Source organism: Streptomyces sp. NPDC034049, from assembly GCF_055575575.1.
The window spans coordinates 153,312-173,719 of sequence record NZ_JBVISJ010000019.1; the positions used below are offsets into that span (position 1 = coordinate 153,312).

18 protein-coding genes are annotated in these 20,408 nt (G+C 72.3%); 6 read left to right on the forward strand and 12 right to left on the reverse strand.

Annotated features, from left to right (window positions below; translation table 11 throughout):
* Positions 1 to 37 precede the first annotated feature (37 nt).
* The 5 genes from ACZ52C_RS37290 (at position 38) to ACZ52C_RS37310 (ending at position 4,700) form a co-directional block, all read left to right on the forward strand.
* Complete coding sequence (locus tag ACZ52C_RS37290; RefSeq protein ID WP_469078963.1) at positions 38 to 751, forward strand: nucleotidyltransferase family protein; 714 nt, start codon at positions 38 to 40, stop codon at positions 749 to 751.
* A gap of 7 nt (positions 752 to 758) precedes the next feature.
* Entirely contained in the window at positions 759 to 1,820 is a 1,062-nt protein-coding gene (locus ACZ52C_RS37295; protein WP_469078964.1) for an NAD-dependent epimerase/dehydratase family protein, read from the forward strand.
* Complete coding sequence (locus ACZ52C_RS37300; protein ID WP_060887655.1) at positions 1,817 to 2,479, forward strand: spherulation-specific family 4 protein; 663 nt, start codon at positions 1,817 to 1,819, stop codon at positions 2,477 to 2,479. The genes ACZ52C_RS37295 and ACZ52C_RS37300 overlap by 4 nt, the downstream gene beginning before the upstream one ends.
* Positions 2,476 to 3,282, forward strand: coding sequence for an endo alpha-1,4 polygalactosaminidase (locus ACZ52C_RS37305; RefSeq protein ID WP_469078965.1), 807 nt, complete (start codon positions 2,476 to 2,478; stop codon positions 3,280 to 3,282). Before ACZ52C_RS37300 ends, ACZ52C_RS37305 begins: the two co-directional genes overlap by 4 nt.
* A gap of 188 nt (positions 3,283 to 3,470) precedes the next feature.
* Entirely contained in the window at positions 3,471 to 4,700 is a 1,230-nt protein-coding gene (locus ACZ52C_RS37310) for a PP2C family protein-serine/threonine phosphatase (RefSeq protein ID WP_469078966.1), read from the forward strand.
* Here the strand turns inward: ACZ52C_RS37310 and ligA are convergent.
* The 7 genes from ligA to ACZ52C_RS37345 form a co-directional block, all read right to left on the reverse strand.
* Positions 4,687 to 6,780, reverse strand: coding sequence for an NAD-dependent DNA ligase LigA (ligA, locus tag ACZ52C_RS37315; protein ID WP_469078967.1), 2,094 nt, complete (start codon positions 6,778 to 6,780; stop codon positions 4,687 to 4,689). The genes ACZ52C_RS37310 and ligA overlap by 14 nt on opposite strands.
* A gap of 58 nt (positions 6,781 to 6,838) precedes the next feature.
* Entirely contained in the window at positions 6,839 to 7,249 is a 411-nt protein-coding gene (locus ACZ52C_RS37320) for a VOC family protein (RefSeq protein ID WP_045561818.1), read from the reverse strand.
* A gap of 48 nt (positions 7,250 to 7,297) precedes the next feature.
* Positions 7,298 to 7,690: a helix-turn-helix domain-containing protein gene (locus tag ACZ52C_RS37325; protein ID WP_469078968.1), complete on the reverse strand. Its 393-nt coding sequence runs from the start codon at positions 7,688 to 7,690 to the stop codon at positions 7,298 to 7,300.
* 159 nt (positions 7,691 to 7,849) lie between these two features.
* Positions 7,850 to 8,452 (reverse strand): DinB family protein, encoded by a 603-nt coding sequence (locus tag ACZ52C_RS37330; RefSeq protein ID WP_469078969.1) that lies wholly within the window; start codon positions 8,450 to 8,452, stop codon positions 7,850 to 7,852.
* Positions 8,453 to 8,602: 150 nt separating this feature from the next.
* On the reverse strand, positions 8,603 to 10,048 hold the full coding sequence (locus ACZ52C_RS37335) for a glyceraldehyde-3-phosphate dehydrogenase (protein WP_469078970.1): 1,446 nt from the start codon (positions 10,046 to 10,048) through the stop codon (positions 8,603 to 8,605).
* Between the two features lie 104 nt (positions 10,049 to 10,152).
* Positions 10,153 to 13,140, reverse strand: a complete 2,988-nt coding sequence (locus ACZ52C_RS37340; protein WP_469078971.1) for a helix-turn-helix transcriptional regulator — start codon at positions 13,138 to 13,140, stop codon at positions 10,153 to 10,155.
* Positions 13,141 to 13,398: 258 nt separating this feature from the next.
* Positions 13,399 to 14,688: an alpha-L-fucosidase gene (locus ACZ52C_RS37345; protein ID WP_469078972.1), complete on the reverse strand. Its 1,290-nt coding sequence runs from the start codon at positions 14,686 to 14,688 to the stop codon at positions 13,399 to 13,401.
* A gap of 375 nt (positions 14,689 to 15,063) precedes the next feature.
* Between ACZ52C_RS37345 and ACZ52C_RS37350 the strand changes: the two genes are divergently transcribed.
* Complete coding sequence (locus ACZ52C_RS37350; RefSeq protein ID WP_469078973.1) at positions 15,064 to 15,486, forward strand: SseB family protein; 423 nt, start codon at positions 15,064 to 15,066, stop codon at positions 15,484 to 15,486.
* 99 nt (positions 15,487 to 15,585) lie between these two features.
* On the opposite strand, the gene ACZ52C_RS37355 is transcribed toward ACZ52C_RS37350, so the two are convergent.
* The 5 genes from ACZ52C_RS37355 to ACZ52C_RS37375 all read right to left on the reverse strand — a co-directional run.
* A complete protein-coding gene (locus ACZ52C_RS37355) occupies positions 15,586 to 15,987 on the reverse strand; it encodes a MarR family winged helix-turn-helix transcriptional regulator (protein WP_469078974.1) in 402 nt (133 codons plus the stop codon).
* A 72-nt stretch (positions 15,988 to 16,059) separates the two neighbouring features.
* On the reverse strand, positions 16,060 to 16,413 hold the full coding sequence (locus ACZ52C_RS37360) for a VOC family protein (RefSeq protein ID WP_086803260.1): 354 nt from the start codon (positions 16,411 to 16,413) through the stop codon (positions 16,060 to 16,062).
* Complete coding sequence (glgB, locus tag ACZ52C_RS37365; protein ID WP_469078975.1) at positions 16,410 to 18,707, reverse strand: 1,4-alpha-glucan branching enzyme; 2,298 nt, start codon at positions 18,705 to 18,707, stop codon at positions 16,410 to 16,412. The genes ACZ52C_RS37360 and glgB overlap by 4 nt, the downstream gene beginning before the upstream one ends.
* A gap of 4 nt (positions 18,708 to 18,711) precedes the next feature.
* On the reverse strand, positions 18,712 to 20,100 hold the full coding sequence (locus tag ACZ52C_RS37370) for a maltokinase N-terminal cap-like domain-containing protein (RefSeq protein ID WP_469078976.1): 1,389 nt from the start codon (positions 20,098 to 20,100) through the stop codon (positions 18,712 to 18,714).
* A gap of 29 nt (positions 20,101 to 20,129) precedes the next feature.
* Positions 20,130 to 20,408, reverse strand: a 279-nt coding sequence (locus ACZ52C_RS37375) for an alpha-glucosidase C-terminal domain-containing protein (protein WP_469078977.1), incomplete at its 5' end; no start/stop codon positions are given.

The following is a 20,408-nucleotide window of genomic DNA, read 5'->3' on the forward strand; positions in this document are numbered from 1 at the left end:
CCGTCCGGCAGAAGCACATCGACGAAGGAGGAGCCCCATGCACGCAGTGATCCTGGCGGGAGGCAAAGGCGTCCGGCTGCGGCCCTACACGACCGCGCTGCCGAAGCCGCTCGTCCCCATCGGCGACCAGCACGCCATCCTGGAGATCGTGCTGCGCCAGCTCTCCACGGCCGGCTTCACCCATGTCACCATCGCCATCGGCCACCTCGGCGAGATCATCCGCGCCTACGTCGGCGACGGTTCCCAGTGGGACCTGACCGTCGACTACGCCCCCGAGGAGAGCCCGCTGGGCACCATGGGCCCGCTGCTCAACCTGCGCGAGAAGCTGCCCGAGTCGTTCCTCGTGATGAACGGCGACATCCTCACCGACCTCGACTACGCCGACGTCCTGCGCCGGCACCGGGAGTCCGGGGCGCCGCTCACCATCGCCACCTACGCCCGCAAGGTCCACATCGACTTCGGTGTCCTGACCACCGACGACACCAAGGTCGTCGCCTTCACCGAGAAGCCGAGCATGGACTACCGCGTCTCCATGGGCGTCTACGGCGTGTCCCGCTCCACTCTGGAGGGCTACACCCCCGGACTGCCGCTGGGCTTCGACGAGTTGGTGCTCGACCTGATAAGGGCCCGGAACCAGCCGCACGCCTACGACTTCGACGGGTACTGGCTGGACATAGGCCGTCCGGACGACTACGACCGGGCCAACGCCGAGTTCACCACCCGCAAGTCGCTTCTGCTCAAGGGAGCCTGAGCACCGCATGCGCATTCTCGTCCTGGGTTTCACCGGCTATCTGGGCGCCCATGTCGTCGAGGGGCTGCGTGCCCTGCCGGGCGCGCTGGTCCTCGGCGGCGGCCGTGCGCCCACCGCCGACCACGCCGTCGACCTCGGCACCGTCCGCCCCGCGGACCTGGCGAAGACGCTGGCGTCGGCCGCGCCCGACACCGTGGTCAACTGCGCGGGCGCGACCGGCGGCGATCCCGTCACCCTCGCCGAGGTCAACGCCCGGGGCCCGGCCGTCCTGTGCGCGGCGCTTCGCGAGGCCGCCCCCGGCGCACGGCTGGTGCACCTGGGGTCGGCCGCCGAGTACGGGCCCGGCGTCGTGGACGTCCGGGTGACGGAAGCGGCGGCCACCCGTCCGCTCGCCCCCTACGGCGCGACCAAGCTCGCGGGCACGGTCGCCGTCACCACCTCCGGCCTGGACGCGGTGGTCCTGCGGGTCGGCAACCCGGTCGGACCCGGGGCGCCGCGCACCAGCCTTCCCGGCCGTATCGCCGCCCTGCTCCGCACCGCGGGCCGCGACCCCGAGGCCGTTCTCCCGCTCGGCGACCTCTCCGCGTACCGCGACTTCGTCGACGTACGCGACGTCACCCGAGCGGTCGTCCTCGCCGCCACGGCCCCCGGCCCCCTGCCACCCGTCCTCAACATCTCCGGCGGCCGCGCCGTCCCGGTCCGCGAGGTGGTCCACCTCCTGACCGACAAGGCGGGCTTCCGAGGACGGATCACGGAGAACACGACGGGGACGCGGGCTTCGGCGACGAGGGCGCCGGACGCGAGGGCAGCGGGGGACGGGGGCACGGGCGCGGGCCCGGATGCGGGCCCGGATGCGGTCGCGGCCGGGCGGGGGGCCGGGGAGACCCGGGCGGGCGGGTCGGTCCGGTCGGCGGACGTGTCGTGGCAGTGTTCCGACATCACCGCCGCCGAGGCGGCCCTCGGCTGGCGGCCGGTCCACAGCCTGGACGACGCGCTCACCGCGCTGTGGGAGAGCGGCTCGGACGACGCCGAACACGGGGGCGACGCGAAAGGTGCCCGTACGCCGTGAGTCTGCTGATCCCGCTGTACGTCCACCCGGCCGAGGACCCGGGCGCCTGGCACCGCCTGATCCGGGCGGCGCCCCGCACCTACGCCGTCGTCCTCAACCCCGCGAACGGCCCCGGCGACGTCCCCGACCCCGCGTTCACCGCGGCGGCCGGGGCGCTGCGCGCGGCCGGGGCCCGGCTGCTCGGCTACGTCGACACCGACTACGGGGTGCGCGACCGCGCCGAGATCGCCGACGACGTACGCCGTCACCAGGAGTGGTACGCGGCCGACGGCTGCTTCCTCGACCAGGTGACGGCCACCCCGGACGGCCTGCCCGCCTGCCGCAGGCTCGTCCGGGCCCTCCGCCGGCTCGGCGCCGCCACCGTCGTCCTCAACCCCGGGGTCCACCCGGCCCCGGGGTACGCCCGCCTCGCCGACCTGACCGTCACCTTCGAGGGCCACTGGTCGACGTACGTGTCGGCGTTCAGCAGACCCGCCTGGGCCGAGCGCCACCCGCCCGAACGGCTCTGCCACCTCGTCTACGGCGTCCCCGAGGCACTCGTACCGCTCGCCGTGCGCACCGCGCACGACCGGGGCGCCGCCGTCTGCGGCCCGGTGACCGGTGAACCACCCAACCCCTGGGCCCAGTTGACGCCCGCGCTCACCGGGACGGACCGATGAGGAGGCCGACGCTCGCGTACCCGGCGCTGCTGGCCGCCCTGCTGGCCTCGACCCTGGTGGGCTGCGGCGGCGACTCCGTCCCGGATCCCGACTCCACGTCCGGGCCGCGTTGGCGCCCCCGGCCCGGTCTCGCCTGGCAGTGGCAGCTGGACGGGAAGGTCGACCCCTCGGCGGACGTGCCCGTCTACGACATCGACGGCTTCGAGAACTCCGCGCGGGACGTGGCCCGGCTGCACCGGGACGGCCGCAAGGTGATCTGCTACATCAACGTCGGCGCCTGGGAGGACTTCCGGCCTGACAAGGACGACTTCCCGCGCGCCCTGCTCGGCGAGGAGAACGGCTGGACGGGCGAACGCTGGCTGGACATACGGCAGTTGGACGTCCTGCGGCCCCTCATGGAACGCCGCTTCGACATGTGCCGCGACAAGGGCTTCGACGCGGTGGAACCCGACCTGATGGAGGGGTACGCCGACGACACCGGTTTCCCGCTCACCGCGCGGGACCAGCTGACGTACAACCGCATGATCGCGGACCTCGCCCACGAGCGCGGCCTGGCGGTGGGCCTGAAGAACGACCTGCCCCAGATTCCCCAGCTGCTGACCGACTTCGACTTCGCCGTCAACGAGGAGTGCGCCCAGTACGACGAGTGCGCGCGGCTCTCGCCCTTCATCGAGGCCGGCAAGGCCGTGTTCCACGTGGAGTACACCGAACCCAGGAGCAGCTTCTGCGCCGAGTCGCGCCGGCTGAGGCTCTCGTCGATGGTCAAACGACTGGAGCTGGGAGTGTGGCGACAGCCGTGCTGAGCGCGGCCCCCACACCGGCCGCGTGCGCCGCGCGGGCCGCTGCTCCGGCCCCCCGCGCCCGCGACGCTGTGTTCCCATGCGTACGACAGTGCGTGACCCGGTCTTTTTCCTGACCACGGAACCGCGCCCGTGGGCCTCCGGGATCCTATGGTGGAGATCACAGCACGACGGACGCTGAGGCGGCGACCATGGCGGATACGGCGAACGACTACGCGGCGGTGTTCCAGGCGCTGCCGGGCATGGTGGCGCTGCTGACACCCGATCTGGTGTACGCGGACGCGAACGAGGAGTTCCTGCGGATGTCGGGGCGCACCCGCGAGCAGGTGGTCGGCCGGTATCTCTTCGATGTGTTCCCCGACAATCCCGATGACCCGTCCGCGAACGGGATGCGGAACCTGGCGGCCTCCCTCAGCCGTGTGGTGGAGACCGGCGAGCGGGACGCGATGGCGCTGCAGCGCTACGACGTGGAGTCGGTGCAGTGCCCGGGGGAGTGGGAGGAGCGGTACTGGAGTCCGGTGAACGCGCCGGTCCTCGGCCCCGACGGGAAGGTGGTGCTGCTGATCCACAAGGTGGAGGAGGTCACCGAGCTGATCCGGGCCCGCGAGCGCGCGCCGGGCGACCGGGCCCGGGTGCTGGAGGCCGAGCTCTACACCCGTGCCCGGGAGCTGCAGGAGGTCAACGAACGGCTGCGCGAGGCGCACGCCCATGAGCGGGAAGTGGCGCTCGCCCTGCAGAAGGCGATGCTGCCCGCGCCCAACCCGCTCGGACACCACCGGGCGGCCGTCCGCTACCAGCCGGCGACGGACGCGCTGAACGTGTGCGGCGACTGGTACGACCTGGTCGACCTGGAGGGTGTCGACCGTATCGGGATCGCCGTCGGTGACGTGGTCGGGCACGGGCTGGCCGCCGCCTGCGTGATGGGCAAGCTCCGCAGCGCGCTGAGCGCCGCGTCCCTGGTGGCCGACGGTCCCGCCCAGGCACTGGACGCGCTCGGCCTGTACGCCCGCTCCGTCGAAGGCGCCGAGAACACCACCGCCGTGCAGACCTGCGTCGACTTCGACAGCCACACGATCACCTACAGCAGCGCCGGCCATCTGCCGCCCGCACTGCTGCGCCGCGACGGCTCGGTCGTCTTCCTCGACGGCGCCACCGATCCGCCGCTCGGCGCCCGTCCCGAGCACACCCCCCGCCCGGAGGCCACCCTCGGCTTCACGGTCGGCGACACCCTCGTCCTCTACACCGACGGTCTGATCGAACGCCGCGACGAGGACATCGACGTCAGCCTCGGCCGGCTGGCCGAAGCGCTCACCCGCCATCGCCGCTCCACCCCCGAGCTGCTCGCCGACGCCCTGCTCCTGGACCTCCTCCACCACGGCCGTGCCACCGACGACACGGCCCTCGTGATCATTCGGCTGTGAGGAAGTCGGCCACCAGCGCGGCGAACTCGTCGGGGCCGGCCAGGCGGATGCCCAGCGTCTCGGCCTTGGCGCGCTTGGAGCCGGCGTTCTCCCCCGCGACGACCAGGGAGGTCTTCTTGGAGACGCTGGAGGAGGCGCGGCCCCCGGCGCGTTCGATGAGTTCGTTCATCTGGTTGCGGCTGAGCTTCTCCAGCACCCCGGTCATCGCGCCCGTGACCACCACGGCCATCCCGGCGAGCGGCCCACCCGCCGCCTCGGTGCCGTCCTCGGCGTCGGCGGTGCTCTCGTCGGCCGGCGCGGGAGGCGTGGCGCCCGGCTCGGTCATGTTCACCCCGGCCGCCACGAGCTTGTCGATGAGCGGGGCGAGTTCGGCCAGCTCGGCCACGATCGACGGGGCCTTCTCGGTGCCGATGCCCTCGACCCGCTGGATCGCTTCGGCGTCCGCGGCCCGGAGGTTCTCCATGGTGGCGAAGTACCGTGCGATACGGCGGGACATGGAACGTCCGGTGCCCCGCACGCCCAGCGCGCACAGCACCCGCGACAACGGCCGCCCCTTGGCCGTCTCCAGCGCGGCGAGAAGGTTGTCGGTGCTGGTCTCCCCCATGCGCTCCAGCCCGAGGAGCTGCTCCCGGGTGAGGGCGAAGAGATCCGCGAGGTCGGTCACCAGGCCCGCCTCGACGAGCTGGACGACCCGGGTGTGCCCGAGCCCCTCCACGTCGAGCTGGTCGCGCCCGACGGCGTACGACAGGGAGGCCACCAGATGGCAGTTGCGGCCGTTCTCGCAGCGCCAGCGCTGTTCTCCGGTGTCGATGGCGGAGCCGCATCTCGGGCACACCTCGGGGAAGACGATCGGCTGTTCGTCGCCGGTGCGCAGATGGGCGACGGGCGCCTCCACGCGCGGGATCACGTCACCGGCGCGGTGCACCATGACGTGGTCGCCCAGCCGCAGGTCACGGCGGGTGATGTCGGCCGGGTTGTGCAGGGTGGCGTACGTGATGGTGGAGCCGTCGATCTCGACGGGCTCCAGTACGCCGCGCGGCGCGATGATGCCGGTGCGGCCGACGTTCCACTCGACCTCCAGCAGCCGGGTGATCTTCTCGACGGCGGGCAGCTTGTAGGCGATCGCCCAGCGCGGGGCGCGGGAACCGGACCCGGCGGCCTGCTGGTCGGCGGCCAGGTCGGCCTTGACGACGATCCCGTCGATCCCGAAGGGCAGCTCGGCCCGCAGCGCGGCGATCTCCGTCACCCGGGCGAGGACCTCCTCGACGGAAGCGGCGGTGACACCGGGCACGGCCGTACCCGCGGTGGTGTTGACGCCCAGCTCGGCGGCGCGGGCCATCAGGTCGCTGTGGGCCAGCTCCGCGAGCCGGGCGGCGTCGGCGGCGTCCGTGCCAGGCAGCGCCAGCAGCCCGTACCCGAAGAACGTCATCGGCACGGTGTAGGCACGCTCCCTGGCGCGCAGGGTGCCCGCCGCGGCGTTGCGGGGGTTCGCGAAGGGCTGCCCGCCGTGCTCGGTGCGTATCTCGTTGGCGTGCTCGAACTGGGCGGTGGTCATGAGGACTTCGCCCCGCACCTCCACCGTCACCGGCTCGGCCAGCTCGCCCGGCAGCCCCTCGATGGTGCCGATGGCGTGCGAGACGTCCTCCCCGGCCGTCCCGTCGCCCCGGGTGATCAACCGGGTGAGCCGCCCCTGGGTGTAGCGCGCGGCGACCGCGAGCCCGTCGAGCTTGGGCTCCACGCTGAACCGCTCCACGTCGTGCCCGATCCGCCGAGTCAGCGACGCCGTCCACGCGGTGAACTCCTCGCCCGAGAACACGTTGTCCAGGCTCAGCATCGCCACCGTGTGTGGCACGTCCCCCTCGACCGCGCCACCGGCGACCTTGCCGGTAGGTGAGTCGGGCAGTATCCCCTCGGGATGCTCGGCCTCCCACGCCGCGATACCGCGCACGAGCCGGTCGTAGGTGTCGTCGTCCAACGCCGACGTGCCCCCGGTGTAGTAGGCGGACGAGGCCCGCACGGCGTCCTCGACGGCCTGCGCGTAGGCGGCGGCATCCACGATCACTGCAGCTGATGTCGTCATGCCCCCATCCTGCCGCCCACCACTGACAACGCCCCCGAGGCCGGGGAGCGCCCGGGGCTCAGCCCTTCGGCTGGGTGAAGCGGATGCTGTTGCCGAACGGGTCGCGCAGGCCGCAGTCGATGCCGTAGGGGCGTTCGGTGGGCTCCTCGGTGAACTCGACGCCCTTGCCGAGGAGGGTGTCGTAGGTCTTGCGGCAGTCGTCCGTGCTGAAGATGAGGTGGCCGCCCATGGCCCCCTTGGTGAGCAGTGCGCGGACCTGTGCCGCGGTGTCCTCGGAGAGCGCCGGCGGCCCCGGCTTCTCCAGGAGGATCTGGCGCTCCGGCCGGCCGGGCACCTGGACGGTCAGCCAGCGCATGAAGCCCAGGTCGACATCGGTGTTGACCTCCAGGCCGAGCTTGCCGACGTAGAAGTCGAGGGCCTCGTCCTGGTCGAGGACGTAGATCTGCGAGTGCGTGATGGCGGTGAACATGGGCCTCACGCTACCGAGCGGGCCGGTCGGAAACTTATCCAGAACTGCTCAATCGCTCGGCCGCGTCCACGCCTTCGTGGAACACGTCGGCACGGGCAGCGGCGGCGCCTCCTTGCGGTACTGCCGCGGCGACGTGCCCACGATGTCGCGGAAGGTGCGGCTGAAGGTACCCGGGCTGCCGAAGCCCACGTCGAAGCAGATGTCCGTCACACCGCGGTCGGTCTCCCGCAACAGGAACATCGCCCGCTCGACCCGGCGACGCTGCAGATAGCGGTGGGGCGTCTCCCCGAACGTGGCCCGGAACGTGCGCGTGAAGTGCGCCTCGGAGACATGGGCGATCCGGGCCAGCGCGGGCACGTCCAAGGGCTGCGCGTACGCCCGGTCCATGGCGTCCCGGGCCCGCAGCATACGGCGGTTGGACTCTTCGGCAGCTCGGCTCACGACGCCCATCACACCACGGCGGCGGTCAGTCCCAGGGCCACCTCGTCGTGCCACGCGCCGACGACGCCGAGGACCCGAACCGTACCGTCACCCCAGCAGCCTCCTCGCCGTCCGCGTCACCACGGTTCTCTCCGCCGCCGACCGGGGCCCGAGCCCGATTCAAGACGTTCCGAAGGACCGCGCACCCCCCGACGCGGCCGATCTGGCGGCCCGCTCGATCTTGGCGCAGTGGGCCGCACGGGCGTCCTCGTCGATCCGTGTCTCGTGTTCGGGGCGCAACCCGGTCCGGCCGTCGATGCCCTCGCGGAGGATGTCGGCGTGCCCGGCGTGCCGGACGGACTCGCCGAGGACATGGACCAGGACGGCGAACAGATTGGTGTCGGCGTGAGGCTCCGGCCACCACGGCACGTGGCCGGGGGCGTCGAGGGGAAGCCCGTCGATCGTCGTGTCCGAGTGTTCCCACGTGCGCCGGTAGAACCCGATGATCTGACCGCGGGTCTCGTCCTCGGTCGCCCACAGATCGCCGCCGTCGGAGTCCTGCCAGCGGGGCAGCGGCTCCGGTGAAGGGCGGTCGAAGACCTCGCCGAAGTACCGGGCCTCGACGGTGGCCACGTGTTTGACCAGGCCGAGGAGGTTGGTCCCGGTCGCCGTCAGAGGCCGGCGGGCGTCGTACTCGGACAGGCCGTCGAGTTTCCAGAGCAGCGCCTCGCGGTCCCGCCGCAGCCTTCCGTGCAGGTTGTCCTTGGCGAATGCATCGATCATGCGGCACGAGCCTGCCATGGGCTGCTCGCGCGCTCAAGATCCCTTGCGCGGAGTCCGGAGTCGCGGAGCGGAATCAGCGCGCACGAGGTTCGGGAGAACCGTGTCTCGCGCCCGCGGTGCGCACTGATTCGCTGATCCTGCGTCGGTGGCTCAGACCGCCGGAGCCGGGTATGTGGGGTACTCCACGCCGGAGACGTGCTGGACGACCCGGATGACCTGGCAGGAGTAGCCGAACTCGTTGTCGTACCAGAGGTAGAGGATCGCGTTGTCGCCGTCGACCTTGGTGGCGCCGGCGTCGACGATCGACGCGTGGCGGGAGCCGATGAAGTCGCTGGAGACCGAGTCGGGCGCGTTGGTGAAGTCGATCTGGCGCTTCAGCGGGGAGGTCAGCGAGACGCCCCGGAGGTAGTCGAGGACCTCCTCGCGGTCGGTCTCGCGGCCGAGGCGCAGGCTGAGGATCGCGATCGAGACGTCCGGCACGGGGACGCGGATCGAGCTGCCGGTGATCGGCGCCTTCAGGGCGGGCAGTGCCTTGGCGACCGCCGAGGCGGCACCCGTCTCGGTGATGACCATGTTGAGCGGCGCGGAGCGGCCGCGACGGTCCGACTTGTGGTAGTTGTCCAGCAGGTTCTGGTCGTTGGTGAACGAGTGGACGGTCTCCACATGACCGCGCAGCACGCCGAACTCGTCGTCCATCGCCTTCAGCGGCGGCACGATCGCGTTGGTGGTGCAGGACGCACAGGACAGGATCTGCTCGTCCGGCTTGATCGTGTCGTGGTTGACGCCGTGCACGATGTTCGGGACGTCGCCCTTGCCGGGCGCGGTCAGCACGACCTTGTCGATGCCGGGACGCAGGTGCTTCGACAGACCCTCACGGTCGCGCCACTTGCCCGTGTTGTCGATGAGGATGGCGTTCTTGATGCCGTACTCGGTGTAGTCGACCTCGGACGGGTCACCGGCGTAGATCACCTTGATCTCGTTGCCGTTGGCGTTGATCGTGCTGGTCGCCTCGTCCACGGTGATCGTGCCCTGGAACTGGCCGTGGATGGAGTCCCGGCGCAGCAGCGAGGCGCGCTTGACGATGTCCTGCTCACCGCCGCCGCGCACCACGATGGCGCGCAGGCGTAGCCCGTTGCCCGAGCCGGCCTTCTCGATGAGCAGGCGGGCCACGAGGCGGCCGATGCGGCCGAAGCCGTAGAGGACGACGTCGCGTCCCTCCGCGCCCTCGATCTTGTTGGCGCCGGTGGCACCGGCGACGGCCTCGGCGGTGAACTCCGCGATCGACAGGCCTCGGTCGTCGGCCTGGTACGCCTCGGCGAGCAGGCCGATGTCGATCTGGGAGGGGCCGAGGTCGAGCGTGGTGAGGGTCTGTAGGAACGGCAGGGTGTCGGTGACCGACAGCTCCACGCCGGCGATCTGGCGGGCGAACCGGTGGGTCTTCAGGATGCTGACCACCGACTTGTTCACCAGGGAGCGGCTGTGCAGCAGGACCGTCACGTCCCGCTCGCGGTGCAGCTTCCCGATGATCGGGATCATCGATTCCGCGATCTCCTCGCGGTGCTTCCAGACGGTGAACGAGTCCTCGTTGAGAGTCACAGATTTGTCTTTCGAGCTAGGCGGCGCTCATATGCTAACCACCCCGCTCGGAGGAGAGGCATCGAGGGGTGCACATCGCCCCCATTCCTTGACATCCCACCGGCTCACGCGCCGCCCTCGCGCAGTTCGTCCCGGGTCTGGAGGGCCGCCAGCGCCGCCCGTGACGCGAGGCCCGTCTTGCGGTAGATGCGGGAGAGGTGGGTCTCGACCGTGCGCGGGCTGAGGAAGAGCCGCTCGGCGATGGCGGGACTGGTCAGGCCCTTCGCGACGAGGGCGGTGATCTCCCGCTCCCGCGGGGACAGCGCGGCCAACTCCACGAACGCCGCTGCCCGCGACGGCGCGCCGGAGCCCGTGCCCGGCGCTTTGCTGTTGCCCGCGCCCGCGCCCGCGCCCGCGCCCGCGCCCGCGCCCGGACCCGCGCCCGCGCCCGGACCCGCGCCCGGACCCGCGCCCGCGTCGGCCCCGCCCGGCCCGTTCGCCTTCTTCGCTGCCGCCTTCGCCTGCGCCTCTGCCTCCCCTTCCGGTTCCGCCGCCGCGAAGACCACCGGACGGATCGCCTCCGCGAGGCCGGTCAGCAGGTGGGCGCCGGCGTCGGTGCTCAGCTGAACGGCGCGCTCCCACATGACGCGGGCGCGAGCCGGACGCCCCGCCGACGCGGTCAGGGGTGCCCCCATCAGCAGGGTCTGCGCCTCCCACAGCCCGCCCCGGCCCCGGCCAGCCTCCTCGGCGGCCCGCTCGAACAACGTCGCCGCGGCGGCCGGATCACCCTCGGCCAACGGCACATGCGCCAGGCTGCGCAGCGCGGCCGCCCGCTGCGCCACGAGGCCCAGCCGCTCCGCCTCCTCGCGGGCCTGCCCGGCCCACCGCCGGATCTCGTCGTGGTCTCCGGTGAGCAGGGAGGCGGAGACGAGGATCTCGGTGAACAGCGGCCGCATGCTGGGCTGCAGACCGGACAGATCCTCCCCGCCCGCCCGCAGCACGGCCGCACGGGCGCGCACCGGATCACCGGAGTGGAGCGCGGCGAACCCCAGCACGGCCCACGCGATGGACGCCCACCAGCCGGTGCCGGCGCCGGCCCGGGCGACGGCTTCCTCGGCCACGGCCAGCGCACCACCGTCACCCGGCGGGAGCGCGGGGATCAGCGCCTGGGCCTTGGACGCCAGGACGAAGGCGAGCAACTCGTCGCTGCCGATGGCCCGGGCGATCGTCTCCGCCTCCTCCGCGAGTTCCAGGGCCGACCCCAGTCGCAGCGTCATGACATGGAGGTGGGACCGGCACAGCAGCAGATGCGGCACCACATAGAGCAGACCGCCCCGGCGGGCGATCACCAGGCCGCGCTCGGCGTGCCGTTCGGCGTCGGCGTACCGTTCCAGGAAGGCCTCCGCCCAGCTGAGCCGGGCCAGTGGCTCGCACAGGCCCGCGAGATCCTGGTCGGTGAGGGAGTCGATGAGCGCGGCCGCCCGGTCGGTCGCCTCGGCGGCGGCCTCCGGGTCGCCCTCGTACGCCTCCCCGAGCGCGGCGACGGCGAGCGCGCCCGCCTCCGCGATCTCGTCGCCCAGCGACCGGGCCAGCTCCAGGGTGCGGGCCACGTCCTCGCGTACGTCCGGGTAGGAGCTGGCGTGCGGTGCGGACGAGCCCAGTTCCAGGCCGAGTCGGACGGTCTCGGCGGGGGAGAGGCCGGTGCCCCGGGCCAGTTCGCGGCGGAGCAGGGCCACGGCCTCGGTGTACCGGCCGAGATGACGCTCCATCACCGCGCACAGGGTGACGGCCAGGGTCCGGGCGCCGTCGTCGGTGCCCGGCGGCGACAGGCTGATCACCTCGTGCAGCAGGTCCCGGCTCTCGCGCAGCCCGCCGCTGGCGCCGAGTGCCTCGGCCCGGCGGAGCATCAGATCCCGGCGCAGCACGCTGTGTTCCGGACGCTCGGGCAGATGGGCGAGGGCGACGCCGAGCCAGTGCGCGCTGCTCGCGGGCGCGGTGGCGGCGGCCTGCCGGGCGGCCTCGGTGAGTACGGTCACGGCGTGCGGGTCCCAGCCGGTCAGCGCCCGCTCGACGTGGTGCGCCCGCTCGCTGACCGGCGCCCCGATCCGGGCCAGTTCGACGGCGGCGAGGTGGTGCATCCGGGTGCGCAGGGTGGGATCGGTGGTGTCGTGGACGAGGGACCGCAGCACCGGATGCCGGAGCGTCCACCGGCCGTCCGGCCCCGGACGCGCGAGGTCACGGGCGGCCAACTCGCGGAAGTCTGCGTCGAGTTCATGCTCCGGGCGGCCGGTGACGGCGGCCACCAGGGCGGGCGCTGCGTGGTCGCCGAGGACGGCGACGGCCTGAACCGTCCGGCGCTGGTCGTCGGTGAGCGGCGTCAGTTCGTCCAGCAGCAGTGAGCTGAGCCCGGCGGGCCTGCCGGCCTGGAGCAGGGCGAGGAAGTAGAGCGGGTTGCCCTCGCTGGCGGTGTACAGCTCGGCGGCGAGGTCGGCCGGACGGTCGGGGGCCAGAGCGGCGAGGCAGGCGTCGCGGTTCAGGGGGCCCAGTTCGAGGCGGAGCACTGTCCCGGCCTCCACGCCTCGGGTGAGGGAGGCGACGAGCCGGGGCGCGGTCTGCCGTTCCCGCCGGGCCACCACGATCACCACGGGCGCGCGCCGGGGAGGATGCCGGACGAGATGGTCGAGGAGTTCCAGGGACGCCGGGTCGGCCCAGTGCACGTCGTCGAGGACGACCACGAGGCCGTTGCCGGTGTGCGCGATCCGGGTCAGGAAGGCCGCCGCCGCGCGTTGCAGGGCGAAACGGTCCATGGCGCGGACCTCGGCGAACGGCGACGGGATCCCCGTCCCGGTGTCGAGATCGGCGAGGGCGTCGGCGAGGGGCTGGTAGGGCAGGTGCCGCTCGTACTCGGTCGCCCGGCCGCGCAGCACCGTCATGCCCTTGTCCCGCGCCCGGGCGCAGAACTCCGAGACCAGCCTGCTCTTGCCGATGCCCGCCGCGCCGGTGACGTCCACGACGGCCGGGCCGTGGCCGGGCCCGGACAACCCGTCGAGTACGTCGGCGAGGCGAGCGAGTTCCGTCTCCCGGCCCACCAGCGGAGCCACGTCCCACGGCAATGCGATTCCCCCTGAAGCGGGCCCGGGGCCGTCCCGGGCCGACCGGGAGGTTCATGAAAGCGAACCCACGGTCGATTCCCCGAGGATTGTACGGAGGTCCCGACATGTCCCCTGCCCGCTCCACCCCCCGGTACGGGCTCAGGAGGTGCGGTGATGTGTCCCGTGCCCGACGTGCCCGACGTGCCCGACGTGCCCGACGTGCCCCACGCGCCCGACGTGCCCGGCCGCCCGGGTGTGACAGGGGGCCGGGGTGCCGGGTCAGTCGCGGCCCGAGCCCCGGTAGAGGTCCAGCTCTCCCTCCAACTCCACGGCCAGGACGGTCGCGTACGGGTCGAGGTCGGCCTCCGCGGGCGCGTCGATCCAGGTCACGCCGGGCACCGCGTCGAGGCCGCCGATCACCCGGTGCCCCAGCTCGGTGCCCGTGCCGAGGACGGTGACCTTGGTGACGGGGTTGCGCAGCCCCCGTACCGCCACCGACTCGCGCGGCACGTCGAAGCACATCAGGTACAGGGTGCGCCGGTCCGCGGAGAGGGTGCTCGGACCGTAGTGGTGCCCGGCCGGCAGCCCGGCGACCGTGCCGTACACGGCGTCGGAGTGCCGCCCGATCCACGCCCCGAGCCCTTCCAGCCGCTCCACCTGCTCCGGGGGGATCGTCCCGTCCGCCCTCGGCCCGACGTCCAGCAGCAGATTGCCGCCCATGCCGATCGTCTCGGCGAAGTAACGCACCAGCTGCCGCACGGATTTGTGGTTGTGGTCCGCGTGCTGGAACCCCCATGAGTCGTTGATGGTCAGGCACAACTCCCAGGGGCCGGAAGGCGCTTCGAGCGGGACGCCCTGTTCCGGGGTGGCGTAGTCGCCGTAGGAGAGCATGCGGGCGTTGAGCACGGTGCCGGGGTTCTCCCGGAGGATCAGCTCGGCCAACTCCCGCATCCGCCACTGCTCCTCGGTGCGCTCCCACTCGCCGTCGAACCACAGCAGATCGGGGCGGAACCGTTCGACCAGCTCGCTCACCTGGCCGTCCCGGTAGGCGAGGTAGCGCTCCCAGGCGGCCGGGTCCTCCTCGCCGGGTGCGGCGTGGGAGTAGGGGTTGGCGTCGTTGCCGCCCGGGTGCTGGTTCGACCACTGGTCGATGTCGGGGTGGCGGACACTGGCGTAGTCGGGATGGTTCCAGTCGGAGTGCGAGTAGTAGAGGCCGACCTTGAGGCCCCGCTCGCGCAGCGCGTCGACGTACCCGGTGATCAGGTCCCGGCCCGCCGGTGTGCGGCGGACGACGTCCAGATCGCCGCGGGCGGTGTCCCACAGCGCGACGCCGTCGTGGTGGCGTGCCGTGAGCACCGCGTACTTCGCGCCCACCCGGGCGAACAAATCGGCCCAGGCCGTGGGGTCGTAGGCGGACGCGGTGAAGCCGTCGAGCTGTTTCATGTACCGCTCGTGCGTCACCTCGCCCCAGTAGAAGGCCCAGGACTCCGGCACTCCGTCCACGGCGTAGATGCCGTAGTGGATGAAGATGCCCAGCTTGGCGTCGGGAAACCAGGTTTGCATGGTCATGCGGCCACGCTAGGCACGGGCTCCCGGCGGGCGCGTGGGCGCCGGTCACCACTGCTGGTTCATTTTCACTTCCGGCCCCTTCGGCGCGGTGCCGGTCGCGCGACGGGTTCCGCTGACCGTCATGCCCCTGTGGCGTCCGCGCCGCGAGAGATTGCCACGCCCCCGCGCGGGCACCGGCCCGGTCGAGGGCGAGGGCGGTTCCTGGACGACCACACCCGTCGTGACCTGGGCCCTAGGGACCCGGTGGCCCCTCCCGCCTCATATGCATCGCCCAGGTAGAGGAATGCCCGCCTCCACGTCGGGTACGCGAGGGGCGCAGCGCCCGGGACGGACGCCGTCCCGGGCGGCCCTTCCGCTACTACCTGGGATCTTCCGATGGACATACCCGTCAATGGCCACAACCCGCACCAGGCCGCCTCGCCGGCCCAGCGTGCGCTGACCGCGCTCGCCTTCGACACCCATGACACGGCCGCGCTCCACACGCTCGCCGACACCGACGTGCTGATCCCGGTCCCGGACGACGCCGACGAGGCGGCCGTCAACGATCCGACGGCCGTGGCGCTGCCGGTGCTGGAGCAGCCCGGCGGCGAGCAGATCGTGCCGGTCTTCACCTCGGAGCCCGCGATGGCCGAACTGCTGCCCGACGTGTCGCGCTACCGCCTGGTACCCCTGGGCGCCCTGGCCTCCCAGTGGCCCGCCGACGCCGACCTCTCCCTCACCATCGACGCCGGCTCCCCGCACGGCCTCACCCTCGACGCCCACGACGTGGGCACCCTCCTGGGCGGCCAGGGGATCTGACCCGCGCGGGGACCACTCGCCCGACGGCCCCGGGGACGGCCGCCACGCCGTTCAGGGAGCCCCGAGGGCGGGGTCGGTCCTGCCGCAGAGCAGGTGGGGTCAGTCCCGCCGCAGCATGCGGGCCAGGACTTCACGCTGGAGCGGCTGGACCTCCGCGTGCAGCGCGCGGCCCTTGTCCGTCAGGGTGACCCACACCCCGCGCCGGTCCTCCGCGCACACGGACCGCTCCACCAGGCCGTCCTTCTCCAGTCGGCCGATCAGCCGGGACAGCGCGCTCTGGCTGAGGTGGACCTTCTCGGCGATGTTCTGCACCCGGCACAGATCCCCGGCCGCCGTGGCCGCCGCCAGCCCCGACGCGAGGATGTCGAGCACCTCGAAGTCGCTGGCGCCCAGCCCGTGCGGATGCAGCACACGATCGATCTCGCACATCGTGCGCGCGTGCACGGACAGGATGTCCCGCCACTGGTCCTCGAGCCGGACACCGGTCGTGTTCGCTGCCATATGTGCACGGTAACAGAGGGCCGACCGATCGTTGTGCGTGCAACTAGTGCAGTTGCAACGATCGCCCCGTCCCTACTCCTCCGCCGTGTCCTGGAGCAGCCCGATCAGGTTGCCGTCCGGGTCCTTCACCGAGGCGATCAACCGGCCGCCGCCCACCTCATGGACGTCCTCCAGCGTCTGCGCCCCGGCCACGAGCAGCGCCGCGAGCGTCGACCGGATGTCGCTGACGTGCCAGTACGGCACGGGCCCCGTCATTCCCTTGGCATGGCCGTTCGGGTCCAGCCCCACGTCCTGCCCCGCGTCCTTGAAACCGACGTAGTACGGCGTGTCCGCGTACGGCTCGACCTCCAGCAGGGTCCCGAACAGGGCCTTCGCCCGAGCCAGGTCCTCGACGGGGTAGATGACGGTCTTCAGTCCGTCGGTCATGGCGCACTCCTTCGCGGTGCTCTCGGGTCACTGGGCTCCCCGCGGCCGGCAAGCCGCTCCGGGCGGAGCCACACCGTGGCCAGCGGGGGCAGGGTCAGACGGACACTGGCCGGCCGCCCGTGCCAGGCGTGCGGCTCGGCCACGACGGGCCGGGGACGGGTGACTCCGCTGCCGCCGTAGACGACCGCGTCCGTGTTCAGCACCTCGCGCCACGCAGTGACGTCGCCCGGCACCCCGAGGCGGTAGTCCTCGCGCACCACCGGGCCGAAGTGGGAGACGGCCAGCAGCGGTGTCCCGTCCGCGGCGAACCGCAGGAACGCGAAGACGTTGTCCTCGGCGGCGTCCGCGCTCACCCACTGGAAGCCGGCCGGGTCGGTGTCCCGCTGCCAGAGGGCGGGCGTGTCCCGGTAGATCGTGTTGAGGTCCCGGACGAGGTCCCGCACCCCCCGGTGGTCGGCCTGGGCGCCGTATCCGGGATCGAGCAGCCACCAGTCCGGCCCCTGGGACTCCACCCACTCCCCGCCCTGGGCGAACTCCTGTCCCATGAAGAGGAGTTGCTTACCGGGATGGGCCCACATGAAGCCGAGGTACGCGCGGTGGTCGGCGCGCCGCTGCCACCAGTCGCCCGGCATCTTCGACACCAGCGACCGCTTGCCGTGCACGACCTCGTCGTGGGAGATGGGCAGGACGTAGTTCTCGCTGTACGCGTACACCATCGAGAACGACATCTCGTTGTGGTGGTACTTGCGGTGCACCGGCTCGTGCTCCATGTAGCCCAGGGAGTCGTGCATCCACCCCATGTTCCACTTCAGCCCGAAGCCCAGCCCGCCGCTGTCGGTCGGGCGGGTCACGCCGTCCCAGGCCGTGGACTCCTCCGCGATCGTCACCACACCCGGAGCGCGCCGGTACACGGTGGCGTTCATCTCCTGGAGGAAGGCGACCGCGTCCAGGTCCTCACGTCCGCCGAACACATTGGGCGACCACTGCCCGGAGTCCCGCGAGTAGTCCAGGTAGAGCATGGAGGCGACCGCGTCCACCCGCAGCCCGTCCACATGGAACTCCTCGCACCAGTACACGGCGTTCGCCACGAGGAAGTTGCGCACCTCGGTCCGGCCGAAGTCGAACTCGTACGTCCCCCAGTCCGGATGCTCCGCCCGCCGGCTGTCCCCGGGCTCGTACAGCGGCTCCCCGTCGAAGCGGCCGAGCGCCCAGTCGTCCTTGGGGAAGTGCGCGGGCACCCAGTCCACGATCACCCCGATCCCGGCCCGGTGCAGGGCGTCGACGAGGTACTTGAAGTCGTCCGGGGTGCCGAGCCGGGCCGTCGGGGCGTAGAACCCGGTGACCTGGTAGCCCCAGGAACCGCTGAACGGGTGCTGGGCGACCGGCATCAACTCGACATGGGTGAACCCCAGATCGGAGACGTACCCGGGCAGTACATCGGCGAGTTGACGATACGTCAGTCCCGGTCGCCAGGACGGCAGATGGACCTCGTAGACCGAGAACGGCGCCTCGTGCACCGGGACGTCACCGCGCCGGGCCATCCACTCGTCGTCGCCCCACGTGTAGTGCGAGGCGTGCACGACGGAGGCCGTAGCGGGGGGGACCTCCGCCCGGCGGGCCATCGGGTCGGCCTTGAGCAGACGCCGCCCGTCGCGCGAGGTGATCTCGAACTTGTAGAGGGCGCCCTCGCCCACCCCGGGCAGGAACAGCTCCCAGACCCCGGAGGAGCCGAGGGATCTCATCGGGAACGCCGTCCCGTCCCAGCAGGCGAAGTCCCCGACGACCCGCACCCCGCGGGCGTTCGGCGCCCAGACGGTGAAACGAGTGCCGGTGACACCCTGATGGGTCATCGGCTCGGCCCCGAGCGCCTTCCACAACTGCTCGTGCCGCCCCTCACGGATCAGATGCAGATCCAGCTCGCCGAGCGCGGGCAGGAAACGGTACGGGTCGTGGACCTCGTGGTCGGTGTCCTCGTACGACACGAACAGCGTGTACACGGGGACGGCGTCGAGCGGCAGGAGGACGGAGAAGAGGCCGTCGCCCTCCGAGGCGAGATAGGTGCGCTCGCCCTCGATCACGACACTCACGGCATGGGCGTACGGGCGCAGGGCCCGCAGCGCGATGCCGCCGCCCGGCACCGGATGAGCACCCAGCAGGGCGTGCGGGTCGTGATGCGCGCCGGACAGGAGCCGCGCACGCTCCTCGGGGGGCAGGGGAGGGGCGGCCACGGTCAGCCGGGGGCGGCGCCGGGGCGGACCCGCCGACTCGGGGGGCGTGGTGTCACGCAGGGCCACGGGTTCAGTCTCCTCTCACGGCGAGACGCTCGATCGCCGCCATCGGTACGGGGAGCCAGTCAGGACGGTGCCGGGCCTCGTAGAGGACCTCGTACACGGCCCGGTCGGTCTCGTAGGCGCGCAGCAGACCGTGCTTCTCGCGCGGGTCCCAGCCGGCGCGGGCCGCGTAGCCCGAGCAGTACGCCTCCCGGCAGCGGCGCGCCCACTCGGGGCGCCAGGGCCGGCGCTGCCGGGCGGCGTAGTCGAAGGAGCGCAGCATCCCGGCGATGTCCCGCACCGGTGACTGGGTGCCGCACCGCTCGGCGAGCGGACGGGACGGCTCGCCCTCGAAGTCGATGACGAACCACTCCGGGCCCGCCCGCAGCACCTGCCCCAGATGCAGATCGCCGTGCACGCGCTGTGCGGGCGGCCCCGCGTCGCAGGCCAGCAGGGCGCGGAAGGCCGCGCGCAGTCCGGGGACGTACGGCCGCAGGGCCGGTACGGAGCGTGCGGCGGCGTCGAGTCGTTCGGTCATCGCCGCCGCCGTCCGCGCGTTCTCGCCGGGGGCCCCGGCGGGGAAGGCCGACGCCAGCGCCAGATGCACCTCCGCCGTGGCCCGGCCCAGCTCACGGGCCTCCTCGGTGAAGTCCTGGCCGGCGGCGAGCGCGCCGAGCGCCAGCGTCCAGCCGTCCGACGCGTCGGGCAGGAAGGGCTGCAGCACCCCGAGGGTCGCCGGGAACGGATCGGTCGTCCGGAACCAGGCGACCGGCGCCGGCACCCGGCCGCACCCCTGCCCGGCCAGCGCGCCCGGCACCTCCAGATCGGGGTTCACCCCCGGCTGGATGCGCCGGAAGACCTTCAGGATGTACTCGTCCCCGTACACCAGCGACGAGTTGGACTGCTCGGCGTCCAGCAGCCGGGGCGCCAATCCGGCCGGCACCCGCGCGCCCGGGTCCGCCTCGAAGCGCAGCGGGCCCGCCGAGCCGGGATGCCGCAGCCGTTCGAGGAGCAGCTCGGCCGACCGGGGGTCGTACAGCGCGTCGTACACCGTCAGACCGGCGAGCGGCCCCTCGTGCGCCTGCCCGATCAGCGCCCGGCCCAGGCGCGGCACCGGATGCTCACGCACCCCGAGCAGAAGCTGGTAGCAGTCACCGGCCGGGGGAGTGCCGCCCGGCGCGGGCACCCCGCCGTGACCGGGGTGGCCCGCCTGACCGGTGTGCACGAGCAGGTGCAGACAGCCCGGATACAGCTCGGTCATCGACAGCAGCGCGAGGTCCGTGACCGGCCGGTCCTTGCCGGCGAACCAGCGTTGCCGTGGCAGCCACTCGCGCAGCAGCCCCGCCAACGAGGTCATGAGACCGACGGCGACCTCCTCGCCGCTCGGCCGGAGCAGTGCGGATGCGGTCTTCGACATGGTGACGCGTCCTTTCGCCGGCCCGCGCTTCAACGCCCTAGGGCAGCGCGGGAGAGGACTCGGGAGAGCCGGAACCAGTAGAAGCCGTGGCCCGCGAGGGTGAGCAGATACGGCAGTTCGCCGATGGCGGGGAAGCGGACTTGGCCGATGAGTTCGACGGGGTGGCGTCCCTCGTAGGCGCGCAGGTCGAGTTCCGTGGGCTGCGGGAAGCGGGAGAAGTTGTTCACGCACAGCACCAGGTCGTCCTTGTGTTCGCGCAGGTAGGCGAGGACGGAGGGGTTGGACGAGGGCAGTTCGGTGTAGGTGCC

Coding starts and splice junctions, on each gene's coding strand:
- ACZ52C_RS37320 (WP_045561818.1), bottom strand. CDS start 7,249: ATGTTCACCGCCATCACGCACTCGCAGATCTACGTCCTCGACCAGGAC.
- ACZ52C_RS37355 (WP_469078974.1), bottom strand. CDS start 15,987: ATGGCAGCGAACACGACCGGTGTCCGGCTCGAGGACCAGTGGCGGGAC.
- ACZ52C_RS37370 (WP_469078976.1), bottom strand. CDS start 20,100: ATGTCGAAGACCGCATCCGCACTGCTCCGGCCGAGCGGCGAGGAGGTC.
- ACZ52C_RS37310 (WP_469078966.1), top strand. CDS start 3,471: ATGGCGGATACGGCGAACGACTACGCGGCGGTGTTCCAGGCGCTGCCG.
- ACZ52C_RS37305 (WP_469078965.1), top strand. CDS start 2,476: ATGAGGAGGCCGACGCTCGCGTACCCGGCGCTGCTGGCCGCCCTGCTG.
- ligA (WP_469078967.1), bottom strand. CDS start 6,780: ATGACGACATCAGCTGCAGTGATCGTGGATGCCGCCGCCTACGCGCAG.
- ACZ52C_RS37345 (WP_469078972.1), bottom strand. CDS start 14,688: ATGACCATGCAAACCTGGTTTCCCGACGCCAAGCTGGGCATCTTCATC.
- ACZ52C_RS37290 (WP_469078963.1), top strand. CDS start 38: ATGCACGCAGTGATCCTGGCGGGAGGCAAAGGCGTCCGGCTGCGGCCC.
- ACZ52C_RS37330 (WP_469078969.1), bottom strand. CDS start 8,452: ATGATCGATGCATTCGCCAAGGACAACCTGCACGGAAGGCTGCGGCGG.
- ACZ52C_RS37360 (WP_086803260.1), bottom strand. CDS start 16,413: ATGACCGACGGACTGAAGACCGTCATCTACCCCGTCGAGGACCTGGCT.
- ACZ52C_RS37295 (WP_469078964.1), top strand. CDS start 759: ATGCGCATTCTCGTCCTGGGTTTCACCGGCTATCTGGGCGCCCATGTC.
- ACZ52C_RS37350 (WP_469078973.1), top strand. CDS start 15,064: ATGGACATACCCGTCAATGGCCACAACCCGCACCAGGCCGCCTCGCCG.